This is a genomic window from Halomonas sp. HK25 (assembly GCF_047795635.1).
Lineage (GTDB): Bacteria > Pseudomonadota > Gammaproteobacteria > Pseudomonadales > Halomonadaceae > Halomonas.
In genome coordinates this window covers 761,568-777,988 of the sequence record NZ_CP181044.1, presented here as the reverse complement: position 1 = coordinate 777,988, position 16,421 = coordinate 761,568, and the positions used below count along the sequence as shown (strand labels likewise).

Sequence of the window (16,421 nt, the reverse complement as noted above, 5' to 3'; positions counted from 1 at the left end):
GGAATCAGGCGCGCATCAGCTGGCCGCTGGCCAGGTCGCGGATGGTGCTGGGACGCTCGAGGCCGCCGAGCTCGCCCTCGACGATGGCATCGAGTCCATCGCCGAAGACATCGCGGACCTCATCGGCGCTCATGGCCGGCGGCTCGCTTGCCCGGTTGGCTGAGGTGGAGACGATGGGCCCGCCGAAGGCCTCGCACAGGGCCGCCACCAGCGGATGGGCGCTGACCCGCAGCGCCACCCTGGTGTGGCCGCCACGGACCAGGCCGTGGCTGCGGCCGTTGTCGGGCACCAGCCAGGTATTGGGTCCCGGCCAGCTGGCCGCCAGGGGGGCATGGAGCTCGAAGGGCAGTCCCGAAAGCCAGGGCGCGAACTGGGCGATGCTGCCGGCTACCAGGATCACGCCCTTGGCGGGGTCGCGCTGTTTGAGGCGCAAAAGCCGAGTGAGGGCCTCGTCGTTGTCCGGGTCGCAGCCGAGTCCCCATACGGCCTCGGTGGGATAGGCGATCACGCCCCCCCGGCGCAGAGTGGCAACGGCGTGCGCGATCTGGATGGCCTGGCTCATGGGGGCTCCTCGGCGATGGACAGGGCTGGGGTCTCGAATGGGCCCGGATTCTATCATGCCCCCGAGAGCCGCACCCAGCCTCCGGCGGCGTGGGCCACCCGCCCCTCCAGTTCGAGCTCCAGCAGGCGCCGCTGGCACTCGGCGATGCCCAGCCCGGAGAGCCCCACCAGGGTGTCCACCGGCGTCGGCTGGCCGCTCAGCCAGCGCAGCAGCGGGTCACTGGACGGGGCTTCCTCCTGCGCGGGAGGCTGGCATGGGCGGACCAGAGGACTCAACGCGGGCAGCCACTGGGTCAACTCGGCGACGATATCGTCAACGTCACGCACCAGCACCGCCCCCTCACGAATCAGCCGCAGGCAGCCGCTGGCCTGGGGGTTGTGGATGGAGCCTGGCAGCGCGAAGACCTCGCGCCCCTGCTCACCGGCCAGGCGAGCGCTGACCAGCGAGCCGCTGCGCTCGGCCGCCTCCACCACCAGTACGCCGAAGGCGAGGCCGGTGACGATGCGGTTGCGCCGAGGAAAGAAGGCCGGCCGCGCCGGCGTGCCGGGGGGATGCTCGGAAAGCAGCAGGCCAGCGGGCTCACGCAGTCGCGCATGCAGCCGATGGTGACGCGGCGGGTAGACCACGTCCACACCGCAGCCGAGCACCGCCACGCTGCTGCCACCGGCGTCCAGCGCCGCCTGCTGGGCGGCGGCGTCGATGCCCAGCGCCATGCCGCTGACCACGCACCAGCTGCGCCCGGCCAGTTCGCGGGCAAAGGTGGCCGCGTTGGTCAGCCCCTCGCGGGTGGCGCGCCGCGCTCCCACCATGGCCAGCCTGGGCGGCACAAGCGCGTCGAGATCACCCCAGGCCCACAGCAGTGGTGGCGGGTCGGGGATCTCGGTGAGCAGGGTCGGCCAGTGGGGGTGGCCGGGGTGGAGCAGATGGCGATCGGGGGCCTCGGCGAGCCACGCCTCGGCCCGGGCGATATCGTCATCAAGCGGGCTGCGCCCGGGGTGGTCCAGCCACAGCCGCATCGCCGTGGCGGCCTCCCGGGGCAGCAGCGCCAGCCAGCCATCGGGCCAGGCCGTGACCGTGGTGGCCAGCTCGGCGAGCCGCGCCGCCCCCAGGCCAGGTAGCCTGGAGAGGGCCAGCCACTCCCGGGCGCCGGGCCGCTGGTCGGTCATGGCATTGCCTCAGCGCAGGGCGGCGCCCAGGGCGCGTTCGGGAGTGTGCACGCGGTCACCCACCGAGAGCGAACGGCTGGCCTTCATCACCAGGCCATAGCTCATCTTCTCGTAGGGCTGGAAGACCATCACCAGGCCGGCATCCTCGCCGGGCAGACGCAGAGATTCGCCGGTACGCGGATCACTGACCCGCTCACCCCGCTGTTCGACCATCAGCACATGCCCCGGCTCCAGGCCGTCGCGGCGGCCACGGTCCAGCGCCACCACCTGCAGGCGGCCGATGAATTGCACGCCTCCCGGCACCGCCAGGATGGTTCCCGACACCTCGCGTTCCGGGGCGCGGGGATAGAACTCGGTGACCAGGTCACGGACCTCCAGCGGCAGCACGATGTCGTCGTTGCGCACCTCCTGGCGCGAGGAGGTGACCTCCAGTACCACGATGTCGTCCTCTTGACGCTCGCGGCGCGCCTGACCGACGCTCTCCAGCTCCAGGCCCAGCAGCTCACCGCTGGCCGGATCAAGGAAGCGCTCGCCAACCCGATAGAAACCGACCCGGCCACTGCCCTCCACCTCGCCGCGGGCATAGAGACGGTCGCCAACGCCGCTCATCAAGCGCCGGTCGTCGCCGCCGACCACATAGGCCAGTTCGTCGAGGGACTCGGGGTCGTCGACGATTCGGTGATCGCGCAGGAAGTGGCGGACCGCCTCCAGCGGGATCGGCTCGATCGCCTCGCGGTGAGGAATGGTGCGCATCTCCGGAGAAAGCCGCACCTGGCCCTGGCCGCGCTCCAGCCCCAGGCAGGGGCGGCCGTTGCAGTCATAGAGGTAGACGACATCGCCCGGGTAGATCAGGTGCGGGTTACGGATCTGCGGGTTGACCTGCCACACCTCGGGCCACTGCCAAGGGTGACGCAGGAAGCGGCCGGAGATGTCCCACAGGGTATCGCCTCGCACCACCGTGTAGCGGTCCGGGGCATCGCCGCGCAGGCCATCCGCCCAGCTGAGTCCCTGGGCCATGGCGCCACTGGCCAGGCTCCCCAGCGCCACCGCCATACCCAGCAGCATCGCCGCCTTGCCTGACCAGCAGCGCCACATCTTGCCCTCGTTCGTCTGCTTCATCCCTGCTCTCCCCGCGTCGTTTCGCCTGGCCTGGAGCGCTCTTTTCGAACCTGGCCGGCATGCTATAGTCTGAGGTTATCGACGTAATGCACGTTCGGCGGTTTCTCCGCCGACGGCGCCCCTATAGAATAGTGTCATTCTGTAAATGACAGCATAACGGTGAAACCAACGCCATGGCCAAATTACCGATCCTCGAATTCCCGGACGAGCGGCTTCGTACCAGGGCAGCGCCGGTGGAGACGGTCGACGACGAGGTCCGCCAGCTGGTCGACGATATGCTCGAGACCATGTACGACGCCCGTGGGATAGGGTTGGCCGCCACTCAGGTAGACATCCATCGCCGAGTGATCGTGATGGATGTCAGCGACGCTCAGTCGAACCCTCTGGTGCTGATCAACCCCGAGTACACGCCGATAGGCGATGAGCGCGACCTGATGTCCGAGGGCTGCCTGTCGATCCCCGAGTATTATGCCGAGGTCCCCCGCGCACTCAGGGTCCATCTCAAGGCGCTGGGTCGTGATGGCAAGCCCTACGAGCTCGAAGCCGACGGCCTGCTGGCCCACTGCATCCAGCACGAGCGCGACCACCTCGAGGGTGTGCTGTTCGTCGACTACCTATCCCCGCTCAAGCGCGATCGGGTGATGAAGAAGATGCAGAAGCGCCACAAGCAGATGCAGACTGCCTGAATTCATTCCGTCACCGCCCCTCGAAGGCCGATGCTAGCGCGTCGGCCTTCGTCGTTTGCGGCCGGCTCCGTTATCATGAGGGGCACCCACTCCGGCAAGGCCCTGAACATGTCCCGACCCCTCAACGTCATCTTCGCCGGCACGCCCGATTTCGCCGCCGAGAGCCTGCAGGCGCTGCTGGACAGCCGCCATCGCGTCATCGCCGTCTACACCCAGCCGGACCGCCCCGCCGGCCGCGGCCGCAAGCTGACACCGAGCCCGGTCAAGCGCCTCGCCCTCAAGCATGAGCTGCCGGTCCACCAGCCGATGACGCTCAAGGCGTCCGAGGCCCAGGCCGAACTGGCCGACTTGAACGCCGATATCATGGTGGTGGTGGCCTACGGGCTGATCCTGCCCAAGGCGGTGCTTGAGACCCCACGGCTGGGCTGCCTCAATATCCACGCCTCGCTGCTTCCGCGCTGGCGCGGCGCCGCCCCCATCCAGCGCGCCATCGAGGCGGGCGACACCGAGAGCGGGGTGACCATCATGCAGATGGACGAGGGGCTCGACACCGGCGCCATGCTGCTGGTGCGGCGCACGCCGATAAGCGCCACCACCACCGGCGGCGACCTCCACGACAGCCTGGCCGCCCTCGGTGGTGAGGCCATCGTCGAGGCCCTGGATGCCCTGGCCGACGAAGGCCTCACCGCCACGCCCCAGCCCGAGGCCGGCGTCACCTATGCCGCCAAGCTCTCCAAGGCCGAGGCCGAGCTGGACTTCCGCGAGCCCGCCGCTGCCCTGGCGGCCCGGGTGCGCGCCTTCAACCCCTGGCCGATGGCCTGGTGCGCCTTCGGAACCGACCGCATCCGCCTGCTGATGGCCGCGGAGAGCGCGTCCGCCGCCGGCGAGGCGCCCACCGCGACCGGCACTCTTCTCGATCACGACGGCGAGGCGCTGCGTATCGCCTGTGGCCCGGAGGGCAGTGAGGTGCTGCGGGTGACCCAGGCCCAGCTGCCCGGCGCCAAGGCGCTGCCGGTGAGTGACCTGCTTCACGCACGAGCCGAGCGCTTCGCTACGGGCCTGCGCCTGGGCCACCACGACGAGGAGGCCTCAGCATGAGCCAGCCCCCCGAACATCAGCCCCGCGAGCCGCGCCAGCACAAGCGCGGCCTGGAAAACGACGGTGGCCTGGCCGTCCGCGCCGCCGCCGCCCGCGCCCTGGTGCCGGTGATCACCGGCAAAGGGTCGCTCGCCGGCCTCGACGATCACCAAGTGGTGGCCCGTGACCGCGCCCTGTTCAAGGCGCTCTGCTACGGCGCCTGCCGCACCCTGCCACGCCTCGAGGCATTGGCGGCGAAACTGCTGATCAAACCCTTCAAGGCGCGCGACGCCGACGTTCAGGCGCTGCTGCTTCTTGGCATCCATCAGCTGCTCTACCTGCGTATTCCGGCCCATGCCGCGGTGGGTGAGACCGCCGGTGCGGCCCGGCTGCTTGACAAGGAGTGGGCCACCCGGGTGCTCAACGGCTGCCTGCGGCGCCTTCAGCGGGAGGCCGCCGAGCTGCAGGCCGAGGTGGACCAGGACCCGGCGGTGGCGCTGCTGCACCCCCAATGGTTGATCAAGGTCCTGCGCCAGGCCTGGCCCGACGACTGGCGCGCCATCTGCGATGCCAACAACGTCCCCGGCCCCATGACCCTGCGGGTCAACCGACACCACGGCGACCGCGAGGCCTATATGGACCGGCTGGCCGCGGCCGGCATCCAGGCGCGGCTCTGCCTGCACGCCCCGGACGGCATTACCCTGGAGACGCCCTGCGACGTCCAGCTGCTGCCCGGCTTCGCCGATGGTGACGTCAGCGTCCAGGACGAGGCCGCCCAGCTCACCAGCGTGCTGCTCGGCCCCGCCCTGGCACCTCGGCCGGGGGCACGCGTGCTGGACGCCTGCTGCGCCCCAGGCGGCAAGACCGGTCACCTGCTGGAGCTGTTCGACATCGAACTGCATGCGGTGGACAGCGATGCCGAACGCCTGGCTCGGGTCGAGGACGCCCTGGGCCGGCTGGGCCTCGCGGCGCGCCTGGCCCACGGCGATGCCACCGCCCGGGACTGGTGGGACGGCGCTCCCTTTGACACCATCCTGCTCGATGCGCCCTGCTCCGGCAGCGGGGTGATCCGTCGTCACCCCGACATCAAGCGGCTGCGCCGGCCCTCGGACATACCGGCCCTGGCCGCCCTGCAGGCGCGGCTGCTCGACAACCTCTGGCCGCTGCTGCGTCCTGGCGGCACCCTGCTCTACGCCACTTGCTCGGTGCTGCCGGAGGAGAACAGCGATCAGGTCGACGCCTTCCTGGCACGCACGCCGGACGCCGAGGCCACCACGCCCCAGGACGTGGCCTGGGGGCGTCCGTCGGGCGCCGGACGCCAGCTGCTGCCGGAGATCGACAGCCACGATGGTTTCTTCTATGCCAGACTCAAGAAGCGGCCAGGCTCACGAGACGGCCGGACTGAAAAACTGCCAGACTGAGGTAGAGGGCCGGCCGAGCCGCCGGCCCAACCGACGACCGACAGGAGACCGCATGAGCACCCATATCTACAAGCATATCGAACTGACCGGATCCTCCGAGAATAGCATCGAGGAGGCGATCCAGAACGCCATTACCAAGGCGGCCGAGAGCCTGCACGGCATGCGCTGGTTCGAGGTCACCGACACCCGCGGCCACGTGGAGCACGGACGCGTGGCCCACTGGCAGGTCACCATCAAGGTCGGCTTCACCCTCGACTGATGGCGTGCTGTTCTTCTCCTCGCGGCTGGTTTAGGCTTGCCACCACCCTGTTGCGGCGCACAAGATGCGCCGCGCTTGCTGCCAGCGGACATCAGACTCCATGAAGATCATCATCCTCGGCGCCGGCCAGGTCGGCGGCACCCTGGCCGAACACCTGGCCCGGGAGGAGAACGACATCACGGTGGTGGACACCGACGGCAACAAGCTGCGCGAACTGCACACCAAGCTCGACATCCGCACCGTGGTGGGCCCCGGCTCCTACCCCATGGTGCTGCGCCAGGCGGGCTGCGAGGATGCCGACATGCTGATCGCGGTGACCAGCCAGGACGAGGTCAACATGATCGCCTGCCAGGTCGCCCACACCCTGTTCCGCACCCCCACCAAGATCGCGCGGGTGCGCGCCACCGCCTACCTGACCCGCAAGGGGCTGTTCGCCCACGAGGCGGTGCCCATCGACGTGCTGATCAGCCCCGAGCAGGTGGTCACCGACCATATCCGCCGGCTGATCGAGCACCCCGGCGCCCTGCAGGTGCTGGAGTTCGCCGGCGGCCTGGTGCAGCTGGTGGCGGTCAAGGCGATCTACGGCGGCCCGCTGGTGGGCCAGGATCTCGCCTTCCTGCGCCGCCACATGCCCAGTGTGGATACCCGCGTCGCCGCCATCTACCGCCAGAATCGGCCGATCATCCCGCGCGGCGATACCGTGATCGAGGCCGACGACGAGGTGTTCTTCATCGCCGCCCGGCGCGACATCCGCGCGGTGATGAGCGAGCTGCGCCGCCTCGACCGTGACTTCCGCCGGGTGGTGATCGCCGGCGGCGGCAACATCGGCGAGCGCCTCGCCGAGCACCTGGAGCACAGCCACCAGGTGAAGATCATCGAGCACAACCTGGAGCGCTGCACGGTGCTCTCCGAACGCCTCGACCGCACCGTGGTGCTGCACGGCAGCGCCACCAGCAAGCGGCTGCTGGAGGAGGAGAACATCGAGGAGTGCGACATCTTCTGCGCGCTGACCAACGACGACGAAGTCAACATCATGTCGTCGATGCTGGCCAAGCGCATGGGGGCCAAAAAGGTGCTGACGCTGATCAACAACGCCGCCTATGTGGACCTGGTGCAGGGCGGCGAGATCGATATTGCCATCTCGCCCCAGCAGGCCACCATCGGCAGCCTGCTGACCCACGTGCGGCGCGGCGATATCGTCAACGTGCACTCGCTGCGCCGCGGCGCGGCGGAGGCCATCGAGGCGATCGCCCACGGCGACACCCAGTCCTCCAGGGTGGTGGGGCGCGCCATCGGCGAGATCGACCTTCCGCGGGGCACCACAATCGGCGCCATCGTGCGCGGCAAGGAGGTGCTGATCGCCCACGACGATGTGGTGGTCGAATCCGGCGACCACGTGGTCCTGTTCGTGATCGACAAACGCCGCCTCCGCGACGTGGAGCGGCTGTTCCAGGTCGGCCTGACCTTCTTCTGACATGACGTTATCGGGGAGCACCGCTCGATGAGCCTGCGCATGATCCTGCGCATCCTGGGGCTGCTGCTGATGCTGTTCAGCCTGACCCTGATGCCGCCGATCCTGATCTCGCTGCTGTTCGGCGACGGCCAGTGGGAGGCCTTCGCCATCGCCATCGCTATCACGGTGGTGACCGGCGCGCTGATGTTCCTGCCCAACCGCGGTGCCCGCAAGGAGCTTCGCACCCGCGACGGCTTTTTGATCGCCGCTCTGTTCTGGAGCGTGCTGGCGCTGTTCGGCTCGCTACCGCTGATGCTCACCGGCGAGTCGGCGCTCTCCATCACCGATGCGGTCTTCGAGTCCTTCTCGGGTCTGACCACCACCGGGGCCACGGTGATCACCGGCATCGAGCACCTGCCCGAGTCGATCCTCTACTATCGCCAGCAGCTGCAGTGGCTGGGCGGCATGGGCATCGTGGTGCTCGCGGTGGCGATCCTGCCGACGCTCGGCGTCGGCGGCATGGCCCTCTACCGCACCGAGATCCCTGGGCCGCTCAAGGACTCCAAGCTCACCCCGCGCATCACCGAGACCGCCAAGGCACTGTGGTACATCTATGCCTCCCTGACCGTCACCTGCATGCTGGCCTACATGGCCGCCGGGATGAACTGGTTCGATGCCCTGGGCCACAGTTTCTCCACCGTGGCCATCGGCGGCTTCTCCACTTACGACGCCAGTATCGGCCACTTCGATAGTGCCGTGATCGAGATGATCTGCGTGTTCTTCCTGATCCTCTCCGCGGTCAGCTTCAGCCTGCACTTCGTCGCCTGGCGAGAGCGGCGCCTGACCCACTACTTCCAGGACCCCGAGGCGCGCTTCCTGCTGCTCTTCCTGCTCGGCCTGTCGCTGATCACCGTGGTCTCGCTGTGGCTCACCAATACCTACGACACCGAGCGCGGCCTGCGCCACGGCATCTTCCAGGTGGTCTCGGTGGCCACCACTTCCGGCTTCGGGGTGGCCAACTTCTCGATCTGGCCGGGTGCGCTTCCCTTCCTGCTGTTCATGGCCGCCTTCGTCGGCGGCTGCTCGGGCTCCACCGGTGGCGGCATGAAGGTGATCCGCATCATCCTGATCCTCAAGCAGGGCATGCGCGAGGTGATGCGCCTGATCCACCCCAACGCGGTGATCGCGGTGAAGGTGGGCAAGGTGAGCGTGCCTGACGGCATCGCCCAGGCGGTGTGGGGCTTCTTCTCGGTCTATGTGATGCTGTTCTTCCTGATGCTGGTGGGCGTGATGGCCACCGGCGTCGACCAGGTCACCGCCTGGTCCACCGTCGCCTCGGCGCTCAACAACCTGGGCCCGGCGCTGGGCGAGGCCTCCGACAACTACGGCGACCTGCCGACCCTGGCCAAGTGGATCCTGGTGATGGCCATGCTGCTCGGCCGCCTGGAGATCTTCACCGTGCTGGTACTGTTCACCCCGGCCTTCTGGCGGCGCTGAGGGAATTTGGCCCGCACGGGCCCATCGTGGATAATCCCCTTCTCACTCCTTCAGACCGAGCGTCCATGACCGACACCCAGGACACCGCGATGCCCATCGAGCCGGCGGCCGGCGTCACCGGCCCGCGCCGCGTCATCCAGGTGGGCGAGACCCGCTACACCCTGCTGGGCACCGCCCATGTCTCCGCCGAGAGCGCCGCCGACGTGCGCGCCCTGATCCGCTCCGGCGAGTACGACGCCGTGGCCATCGAGCTGTGCGACTCCCGCCACCATAGCCTCGCCAACCCTGATGCACTGCACAATCAGGACCTGTTCGAGATCTTCCGCCAGGGCAAGGCCGGCATGGTGGCAGCGAGCCTGGCACTGGGCGCCTTCCAGCAGCGCCTGGCCGAGCAGTCGGGCATCGAGCCCGGCGCCGAGATGCGCGCTGCCCTGGAGGAGAGCCGCGAGGCTGGGCTGCCGCTGCTGCTGATCGACCGCGACGTGGGGATCACCCTCAAACGCATCTACCACAACGTGCCCTGGTGGCAGCGCTTCTCGCTGTTCTCTGGGCTGCTTGGCAGCGTGCTGTCGCGCCAGGACGTCTCCGCCGAGGAGATCGAGCGGCTCAAGGAGGGCGATGTGCTGGAGTCCACCTTCAGCGAGTTCGCCGCCGAGTCGGAGACCCTCTATACGCCGTTGATCAGCGAGCGTGACCGCTACATGGTGCTGCGCCTGGCGGAAGATGCGCCCCCGGGGCGCTATCGCCACGTGCTGGTGGTGATCGGCGCCGGCCATATGAAGGGGATGGCAGAACAGTTCGCCGGCGAGCTCCCGAAGGACCCAGGGTCCGAGCGCCAGGCGCTGGAGGTCACCCCGCCGCCCTCTAAGCTGTGGAAGGCGCTGCCCTGGCTGATCACCGCGCTGGTGCTGACCGGCTTCGCCATCGGTTTCTCGCGCAACACTGAGCTGGGCTGGCAGCTGGTGGGCGAGTGGTTCCTGATCAACGGCGTGCTCTCGGCGGCCGCCACCCTGGTGGCGCTGGCTCATCCGCTGACGGTGACGGCGACCTTCTTCGCCGCTCCGCTCACCTCGCTGAACCCCACCATCGGCGCCGGCTTCGTGGCCGCCGGGGTGGAGCTCTACCTGCGCAAGCCCAAGGTGCGCGACTTCTCCACCCTACGCCACGACGTCACCACGCTTGCGGGCTGGTGGCACAACCGCGTCTCGCGCACCCTGCTGGTGTTCCTGCTGGCCACCCTGGGCTCCGCCGCCGGCACCTGGATCGCCGGCTTCCGCATCGCCGGTGCCCTGTTCGGCAGCGGTGCGGCCTGATCAGCCCACTCCCCGCCGCGCCAGAAGGCGTTGCATTGCCGCCGTCGGCGTTTCGATCTTCTCGAATCTCCGGCTGGCGGCGTAGCTGTCGTTGAAGGCGTCGAAATAGTCGTCCAGGGCCTGGGCGGCATCGGCGTCGCCCCCCTGGCGGAGCAGCTCGGCAGCCACCTCGGCGGTACACAGGTGCTCGGCGGAGGCAGGCTTGCGCAGCCGATAGCGGGTCAGCCGCTCGGTGCGCAGCGGCAGCACCGGCAGGGCGTCCAGGTAGGGGCTCTTGCGGAAAATGCGCCGGGCCTGGCGCCAGGTCCCGTCCAGCAGGATCAGCACTGGAATCCGCCCCTCCCCCTTCGCCTGGGCCACGGCGTCGATACCTACCACCCGTTCGGCGTAGTCGGGCTGGTCGTCGGGGAAGATCACAAAGGGGGCATAGCGCGCATCGTCCAGCAGCGCGAGCAGGCGCTCGTCAGGCGCGGTGCGATACCAGGTGAAGACCTCGGTCTCGGGCAGCACATCGCGGATCAGCCGTCCGGTGTTGGTGGGCTTGTGGTGCTCCATGGAGTGGGTAAGCAACCACACCCGCGCCTCGCTCTCGGCGCTCACCGCATAGGGGCAGAGGCAGTTGAGCTCGGGCAGATTGCAGCCCGGGCAGCGCTCGACGAAGCTGCCGCGAGACTTGAACTCGCGCCGCGGCGGGCGCGGATGCCCCGTGGCGGGGTCATGGGAAAGCGCCCCGTCCAGAGGACGATTGGCACAGGTGTCGAGAGTCTCGTGCTGCATGGCGGCTACCGCATTGGAAGAGGCGCCGCATTCTAGCATGGGGCCAGCTCGGAGCTGATCCGTCGGCAGGCCCTGCGAGGAGGCGCCATTAATCCTTCCCTGGAGGCTACCTAGACCATCCCTGGTCCACGGACCTCCTCTTCGGCCTGCCCCCGGCGCTCCTCACTCTTCGCCACTGTCACTCCATTAACGTCTCCGGCACCCATAGCCGCCCTTCGCGCTTCCAGTGGCGTACCAGCGTCGGTACCCCCTTGCCGGCGGGCTGGCTGATCCGGGTCACGCCCGGCGGCGTCAGCAGCGCCGCCTCGGGGTCAACCAGCACGCAGGGGACATCGAAGAGAGCGTACTGCAATAGCGAGGCCGCCGGCATCACGGCAAGCGACGTACCCACCACCAGCAGCAGGTCTGCCTCGCTGACCAGTTCGCAGGCCTCACCGAAGTGGGGTACCTCCTCGCCGAACCAGACCACGTCGGGCCGGAGCTGGCTGCCCTTGTCGCAGATGTCGCCCAGTTCGATGCCCCCGCGCGGCAGCGGGTAGTGCATGCGGCGATCCACGCTGGAGCGCGCCTTGAGGATCTCCCCATGCAGGTGAAGAACCTGGCGGGAGCCGGCCCGCTCGTGGAGGTCATCGATGTTCTGGGTAATGATGCTGACCCGGAAACCCTGTTTCTCCAGTGCCGCCAGCGCCTTGTGGGCGGCGTTGGGGCGGGCGCGGCGCACCTGCTCACGGCGCTGATTGTAGAACGCCAGCACCCGGGCTGGGTCCTTCCGCCAGGCGCGAGGCGTGGCCACCTCCTCCACCGGGTGGTCGGCCCACAGGCCATCCTCGGCCCGGAACGTCTGGATGCCGCTCTCGGCACTGATGCCCGCTCCGGTGAACACCACCAGGTGTGGCGCGCGCTGCTTGGCCATTCGCTACCTCTCGCTCCCGGGGATCTCGTTGCTGACTGCCTGAAACCTATCACCCCCGGGCAGGCCACGACCAGATGGCGACCTCCTCCCGCCCGTCGCCTCGTCATCGAGACGTCATCGAGGCGTCATCGAGGCGTCACGCCGCTGTCATTCCACCTCGTCAGGGTAGAGGCGCTTTATCCCAGACCCGCATTCCCGCCATCATCCCGAGGTGACACCGTGAAAAAGTCCCTGCTTCCCCTGGCCGCTGCCCTCACCCTGGCCGCCGCCTCTCAGGCACAGGCCGCCGAGTCCTGCCCCACCACCCTGCGCTTCGCCGACACCGGCATCGAGGGCAGCGAGGAGCTCCAGCGTGCCTACCAGGGCTTCGTCGACGAGGTCGAGTCCCGCCTCGGCGTGACGGTCGAATTCTTCCCGGTGGGCAACCGCACCACCGCCATCAACGCCCTGCGCTTCGAACAGGTCGATATCGTGCTGGCCGGTCCCTCCGAATACGTGCTGATGGCCGAGCGGGTCGAGGGCTCCAAGCCGATCACCGCCATCGTGCGCCCCACTTCGGGGCGCCTCGTACTGGACGGCGCCGACCTGGCCGGCGCATCACGCCGCGCCGCCCAGGCTTGAACGCCCCTCCCCCATCGCCGTCATCCTGCTGCTGGCGTTCGCGGCCTTCTTCATCAGCGGCTTCACCAGCGCCAACATCCATCCAGACCGGCTTCTATGCGGCGTGATGAACCTGGGCACCTTCTTCGGCGAGGCGATGCCACCGGATTTTCGCCGCTGGGACGTGATCGCCCGCAACGTGGTGGCCACCCTGCGCACCGTGCCGGACCTGGTATGGGCGCTGATCTTCGTGGTCGCCGTGGGGCTCGGGCCGCTGGCCGGCATCGGCACCTCGCGTAGCGGCGTGGTGTGCGGCGCCTGGATCCGCAAGCGGATAATCTAGGCTCTCACCGGCTACCGATGAAGACGAGCACGATGCGAAGGGCGAGCCGGATATTGCATCGCGGCCGATGGGTGTTCAGGCCTCCTCACTCAACCACGCGGTAGATCTCCCAGCGGGTGGAGCCGCTGACCACCAGGGGCTCGATCGCCTTGCCCCACTCCCGGTGGTCGGCGCGCTCGGCGAGCTTGTCCCACTGGGCGCTCAGGGTGGCCAGATCCGCCACCCGGAGGTCCACGGCGACGACCGACTCGGCAGCGCCGATGCTACCGGTGGTGATGGTGTAGTCGGTCTGACCGATCTCGCTGCCGATGGTGGTCCACCACTTCCGGGTCTTCGCAAGCAGTTCCTGCTTGTGGCCGAAGCGGGCCTGACAGTACCAGCGTGCAATGATCATGACATCCTCCCGTGTTCTGCAGGTTGCGAATCGCCGGGTCTTGACTCGGCAAACACAGGGACGCAGCAGGTGGCGGAAGGGTTCCCGCCCCCAGCCTCAGCCGGGAGGACAGCGTACCGTGAAGGCTTCCACCACCCGGCGCAGGTCGTAGCCGAAGCGTTTCTCCACTTCCTCGCACAGGCTCGCCTTGTCGGCGCCCTGGCGGGCCAGGAAGATCACCGCCGCCACGGCCTGGGCGCCGCGTATGCCCTCGGGATGATCGTGGGTGACCTCGGCGCTGCGCTTCGCCAGCTCCAGGGTCTCCTCAAGCGAGCGGGCCGCGAAGCCCACCGGCGGCACCCGCATGGCCGAGCCGTTGCCCCAGCTGAAATAGGGCCGTCGACCCCGACTCGCCGCCCAGCGCATGAAACCGCCACCGAAGCCGGCATCCGGGTAGCGGTGGAAGTAGCTGTAGTAGGCATCGACGAAATCACCGCCGTAGAGCAACACCTCCGCCACCGCCACGCAGAGCACGCTGTCGTCGGTGAAGGTGCTGTGTGGCGTGAACAGCGGAAAGTCCCGGTGCTTGGTGCCCGCCCCTTCGTGCACCGAACCGATGATGTCGCCGGCGATGGCGCCGAGCATGATGACCTCCTCTCCGTTCGGCGGGTGTGGATGGCTTCCCTCCCTGGCGATCACTCCTGATAGGGCTCGTCAGTCCGCGGGGCGTCGGGCGCCTGCTCGAAGACTGCTCACCCCTTCACCACAAGCCTAGCTGGATGGCGAGCCAAGGACCCGGCACCCGGTGTCCGATGAAGGCTCCCCCCCACCCCAGGCAAGGCAAGGCAAGGCAAGGCGCTACGGTTGCGTCTCACCCAACCCCTACGATACTGAAACGATAGGTGGCGGCAGATGGGGGCAGCGCATCAGCCCCGGTTCGTTGGCCAACCATGGGCCGGACGCCGCCGCTTTCGAGCAGCACTCACCGAGGGGCAAGGCCATGAATGACCAGAAACCGTCGTCAGCCAAGCCAGGCGAACAGGCGACACCACCCCACGAGACGCCGCCCGACGAGCTGGCTCGGCGCTATGCGGAGGCCCTGGCGCGATTGTCGACCGGGTCGTCCCAGGCCTGGCAGGGCTGGCTCGAACGCCAGAAGCGCGGGGACGTCTTCACCCTGCCCGACCCGGCGGTAGCAGCCAAGGCGATGACCAGCCTGGGCCAGCAGTTCCTGCTGCAGCCGCAGCGCGCCCTGGAGCTCCAGCAGCAGCTGTGGCAAGGCTACGCGGCGCTGTGGCAGAACACCCTGCTGCGCCTGTCCGGCGAGGCGCCGTCAGCGGCCCTCGAGCCCACCCCGCGAGACAGGCGCTTCAAGGGCAAGGGCTGGGAGGAGAACCTCTTCTTCGACATGCTCCGCCAGGCCTACCAACTGACCGCCGAGCAGTGGTTGAAGGGGGTGCATGAGGTCACCGAGGAGCTGGACCACGACGAGCGGGTGAAGGTCGAGTTCTACGCCCGCCAGCTGATGGACGCCCTCGCCCCGAGCAACTTCGCCACCACCAACCCGGAGGTGATCGAGGCCACGTTGCGCACCGGCGGCACCAACCTGCTGCAGGGCATGGCCAACCTGATGGAGGACCTGGCCCGGGGCGAGGGGTTGCTGCGCATCAAGCAGAGCGATTCGGCCGGGCTGGAGCTGGGCAAGAACATCGCGGTGACCCCGGGCAAGGTCATCTACCAGAATGAGCTGATGCAGCTCATCCAATACGCGCCGGCCACCGAGGAGGTCGACCGCCGGCCGCTGCTGATCGTCCCGCCCTGGATCAACAAATTCTACATCCTGGACCTGACCCCGCAGCGCTCCTTCATCCGCTGGGCCGTCGAACAGGGCATGACGGTCTTCGTCATCGCCTGGGTCAATCCGGACGAACGCTATGCCGAGGTGGCCTTCGATGACTACCTCACCCAGGGCACCCTCAAGGCCATGGACGTGGTGGCGGAGGTCACCGGGGAGGAGACGCTCAACACCATCGGCTACTGCATCGGCGGCACCCTGCTGGCCAGCACCCTAGCGCATCAGGCCGCGAGGGGGGATGAACGGGTGCAGAGCGCCACCTTCTTCACCACCCTGCTCGACTTCAGCGAGGTGGGGCCGCTGGAGGTGTTCATCGACGAGGAGCAGATCCGCTATATCGAGCAGCACATGGAACAACGCGGCTACCTGGAGGGCACGCATCTCTCCAACGCCTTCAACCTGCTGCAGTCCGCCGATCTGATCTGGAGCTTCGTGATCAACAACTACCTGCTCGGCCGTGACCCCCAGGCCTTCGACCTGCTCTACTGGAATTCCGACTCCACCCGCATGCCGAGGCGCATGCAGAGCTTCTACCTGCGCAACATGTACCTGGAGAACCGCCTCGCCGAACCCGAGGGCATCTCCCTGGCGGGGGAAGCCATCGATCTGAGCAAGGTGCGCATCCCGACGTTCTTCGTGGCGACCGAGAAGGATCACATCGCGCCCTGGCAGTCCAGTTACCGCGGCGCGCACCTGCTGGGCGGGCGACCCCGCTTCCTGCTCGGCGGCTCAGGCCATATCGCAGGGGTCATCAACCCGGCCGGCTCGCCGAAGTATGGCTACCGGACCTATGGCCACCTGCCTCGCGACCCCGAGCGCTGGCTGGCCTCAGCCACCCACCACTCGGGCTCCTGGTGGCCGGAATGGCGCAGCTGGGTCAAGCGCCACGGCGGTGGCCAGGTGCCCGCCCGCGAGCCCGGTGGAGAGCACTATCCACCCATCGAGGAGGCGCCGGGTTCCTATGTCCGTGTGCGGGCCGACGAGGCTTAACAGTAGCCCCGCCATCC

17 protein-coding genes are annotated in these 16,421 nt (G+C 68.3%); 10 read left to right on the top strand and 7 right to left on the bottom strand.

Features of this window, described 5'->3' with window-relative positions; translation table 11 throughout:
- Positions 1-4: 4 nt before the first annotated feature.
- From ACM26W_RS03785 to ACM26W_RS03775, 3 genes are read right to left on the bottom strand one after another with little or no spacing between them, the layout of a single operon-like run.
- Positions 5-562 carry an L-threonylcarbamoyladenylate synthase gene (locus tag ACM26W_RS03785; protein ID WP_416139540.1) on the bottom strand — a complete coding sequence of 186 codons (558 nt, stop codon included), beginning with the start codon at positions 560-562 and terminating at the stop codon, positions 5-7.
- 53 nt (positions 563-615) lie between these two features.
- Positions 616-1,728 (bottom strand): DNA-processing protein DprA, encoded by a 1,113-nt coding sequence (gene dprA / locus ACM26W_RS03780; protein ID WP_416139539.1) that lies wholly within the window; start codon positions 1,726-1,728, stop codon positions 616-618.
- A 9-nt stretch (positions 1,729-1,737) separates the two neighbouring features.
- Positions 1,738-2,847 (bottom strand): LysM peptidoglycan-binding domain-containing protein, encoded by a 1,110-nt coding sequence (locus tag ACM26W_RS03775; protein WP_416139538.1) that lies wholly within the window; start codon positions 2,845-2,847, stop codon positions 1,738-1,740.
- 173 nt (positions 2,848-3,020) lie between these two features.
- Between ACM26W_RS03775 and def the strand changes: the two genes are divergently transcribed.
- The 7 genes from def to ACM26W_RS03740 all read left to right on the top strand — a co-directional run bounded on the left by def (position 3,021) and on the right by ACM26W_RS03740 (position 10,553).
- Positions 3,021-3,533 carry a peptide deformylase gene (gene def, locus ACM26W_RS03770; protein WP_416139537.1) on the top strand — a complete coding sequence of 171 codons (513 nt, stop codon included), beginning with the start codon at positions 3,021-3,023 and terminating at the stop codon, positions 3,531-3,533.
- Positions 3,534-3,641: 108 nt separating this feature from the next.
- Positions 3,642-4,631 (top strand): methionyl-tRNA formyltransferase, encoded by a 990-nt coding sequence (gene fmt / locus ACM26W_RS03765; RefSeq protein ID WP_416139536.1) that lies wholly within the window; start codon positions 3,642-3,644, stop codon positions 4,629-4,631.
- A complete protein-coding gene (rsmB, locus tag ACM26W_RS03760; protein ID WP_416139535.1) occupies positions 4,628-6,031 on the top strand; it encodes a 16S rRNA (cytosine(967)-C(5))-methyltransferase RsmB in 1,404 nt (467 codons plus the stop codon). The genes fmt and rsmB overlap by 4 nt, the downstream gene beginning before the upstream one ends.
- A 52-nt stretch (positions 6,032-6,083) precedes the next feature.
- Entirely contained in the window at positions 6,084-6,290 is a 207-nt protein-coding gene (locus tag ACM26W_RS03755; protein ID WP_416139534.1) for a dodecin, read from the top strand.
- A 100-nt stretch (positions 6,291-6,390) separates the two neighbouring features.
- Positions 6,391-7,764 (top strand): Trk system potassium transporter TrkA, encoded by a 1,374-nt coding sequence (trkA, locus tag ACM26W_RS03750; protein WP_416139533.1) that lies wholly within the window; start codon positions 6,391-6,393, stop codon positions 7,762-7,764.
- Positions 7,765-7,791: 27 nt separating this feature from the next.
- The gene (locus ACM26W_RS03745) at positions 7,792-9,240 is read left to right on the top strand and encodes a TrkH family potassium uptake protein (RefSeq protein ID WP_416139532.1); all 1,449 of its coding nucleotides are present in this window, start codon (positions 7,792-7,794) and stop codon (positions 9,238-9,240) included.
- 65 nt (positions 9,241-9,305) lie between these two features.
- Positions 9,306-10,553 carry a TraB/GumN family protein gene (locus ACM26W_RS03740; RefSeq protein WP_416139531.1) on the top strand — a complete coding sequence of 416 codons (1,248 nt, stop codon included), beginning with the start codon at positions 9,306-9,308 and terminating at the stop codon, positions 10,551-10,553.
- Here the strand turns inward: ACM26W_RS03740 and ACM26W_RS03735 are convergent, their stop codons facing one another.
- Positions 10,554-11,330, bottom strand: a complete 777-nt coding sequence (locus ACM26W_RS03735; protein ID WP_416139530.1) for a tRNA-uridine aminocarboxypropyltransferase — start codon at positions 11,328-11,330, stop codon at positions 10,554-10,556.
- 178 nt (positions 11,331-11,508) lie between these two features.
- On the bottom strand, positions 11,509-12,243 hold the full coding sequence (locus tag ACM26W_RS03730; protein WP_416139529.1) for an SIR2 family NAD-dependent protein deacylase: 735 nt from the start codon (positions 12,241-12,243) through the stop codon (positions 11,509-11,511).
- 219 nt (positions 12,244-12,462) lie between these two features.
- Between ACM26W_RS03730 and ACM26W_RS03725 the strand changes: the two genes are divergently transcribed.
- Together ACM26W_RS03725 and ACM26W_RS03720 are read left to right on the top strand one after the other, a co-directional pair.
- Complete coding sequence (locus ACM26W_RS03725) at positions 12,463-12,864, top strand: PhnD/SsuA/transferrin family substrate-binding protein (protein WP_416139528.1); 402 nt, start codon at positions 12,463-12,465, stop codon at positions 12,862-12,864.
- A gap of 106 nt (positions 12,865-12,970) precedes the next feature.
- Positions 12,971-13,186 (top strand): hypothetical protein, encoded by a 216-nt coding sequence (locus tag ACM26W_RS03720; RefSeq protein ID WP_416139527.1) that lies wholly within the window; start codon positions 12,971-12,973, stop codon positions 13,184-13,186.
- A gap of 85 nt (positions 13,187-13,271) precedes the next feature.
- On the opposite strand, the gene ACM26W_RS03715 is transcribed toward ACM26W_RS03720, so the two are convergent.
- Positions 13,272-13,580, bottom strand: a complete 309-nt coding sequence (locus tag ACM26W_RS03715; RefSeq protein ID WP_416139526.1) for a hypothetical protein — start codon at positions 13,578-13,580, stop codon at positions 13,272-13,274.
- Between the two features lie 96 nt (positions 13,581-13,676).
- Positions 13,677-14,204: an ADP-ribosylglycohydrolase family protein gene (locus ACM26W_RS03710; RefSeq protein WP_416139525.1), complete on the bottom strand. Its 528-nt coding sequence runs from the start codon at positions 14,202-14,204 to the stop codon at positions 13,677-13,679.
- Positions 14,205-14,559: 355 nt separating this feature from the next.
- Here ACM26W_RS03710 and ACM26W_RS03705 point away from each other — a divergent pair, with 355 nt between their 5' ends.
- Entirely contained in the window at positions 14,560-16,404 is a 1,845-nt protein-coding gene (locus ACM26W_RS03705) for a PHA/PHB synthase family protein (RefSeq protein WP_416139524.1), read from the top strand.
- The last annotated feature ends 17 nt before the right edge of the window (positions 16,405-16,421 follow it).

Coding starts and splice junctions, on each gene's coding strand:
- ACM26W_RS03775 (WP_416139538.1), bottom strand. CDS start 2,847: ATGAAGCAGACGAACGAGGGCAAGATGTGGCGCTGCTGGTCAGGCAAG.
- dprA (WP_416139539.1), bottom strand. CDS start 1,728: ATGACCGACCAGCGGCCCGGCGCCCGGGAGTGGCTGGCCCTCTCCAGG.
- ACM26W_RS03745 (WP_416139532.1), top strand. CDS start 7,792: ATGAGCCTGCGCATGATCCTGCGCATCCTGGGGCTGCTGCTGATGCTG.
- def (WP_416139537.1), top strand. CDS start 3,021: ATGGCCAAATTACCGATCCTCGAATTCCCGGACGAGCGGCTTCGTACC.
- ACM26W_RS03735 (WP_416139530.1), bottom strand. CDS start 11,330: ATGCAGCACGAGACTCTCGACACCTGTGCCAATCGTCCTCTGGACGGG.
- ACM26W_RS03740 (WP_416139531.1), top strand. CDS start 9,306: ATGACCGACACCCAGGACACCGCGATGCCCATCGAGCCGGCGGCCGGC.
- ACM26W_RS03705 (WP_416139524.1), top strand. CDS start 14,560: ATGAATGACCAGAAACCGTCGTCAGCCAAGCCAGGCGAACAGGCGACA.
- ACM26W_RS03720 (WP_416139527.1), top strand. CDS start 12,971: ATGAACCTGGGCACCTTCTTCGGCGAGGCGATGCCACCGGATTTTCGC.
- fmt (WP_416139536.1), top strand. CDS start 3,642: ATGTCCCGACCCCTCAACGTCATCTTCGCCGGCACGCCCGATTTCGCC.
- trkA (WP_416139533.1), top strand. CDS start 6,391: ATGAAGATCATCATCCTCGGCGCCGGCCAGGTCGGCGGCACCCTGGCC.
- ACM26W_RS03710 (WP_416139525.1), bottom strand. CDS start 14,204: ATGCTCGGCGCCATCGCCGGCGACATCATCGGTTCGGTGCACGAAGGG.
- ACM26W_RS03755 (WP_416139534.1), top strand. CDS start 6,084: ATGAGCACCCATATCTACAAGCATATCGAACTGACCGGATCCTCCGAG.
- ACM26W_RS03785 (WP_416139540.1), bottom strand. CDS start 562: ATGAGCCAGGCCATCCAGATCGCGCACGCCGTTGCCACTCTGCGCCGG.
- ACM26W_RS03730 (WP_416139529.1), bottom strand. CDS start 12,243: ATGGCCAAGCAGCGCGCGCCACACCTGGTGGTGTTCACCGGAGCGGGC.
- rsmB (WP_416139535.1), top strand. CDS start 4,628: ATGAGCCAGCCCCCCGAACATCAGCCCCGCGAGCCGCGCCAGCACAAG.
- ACM26W_RS03715 (WP_416139526.1), bottom strand. CDS start 13,580: ATGATCATTGCACGCTGGTACTGTCAGGCCCGCTTCGGCCACAAGCAG.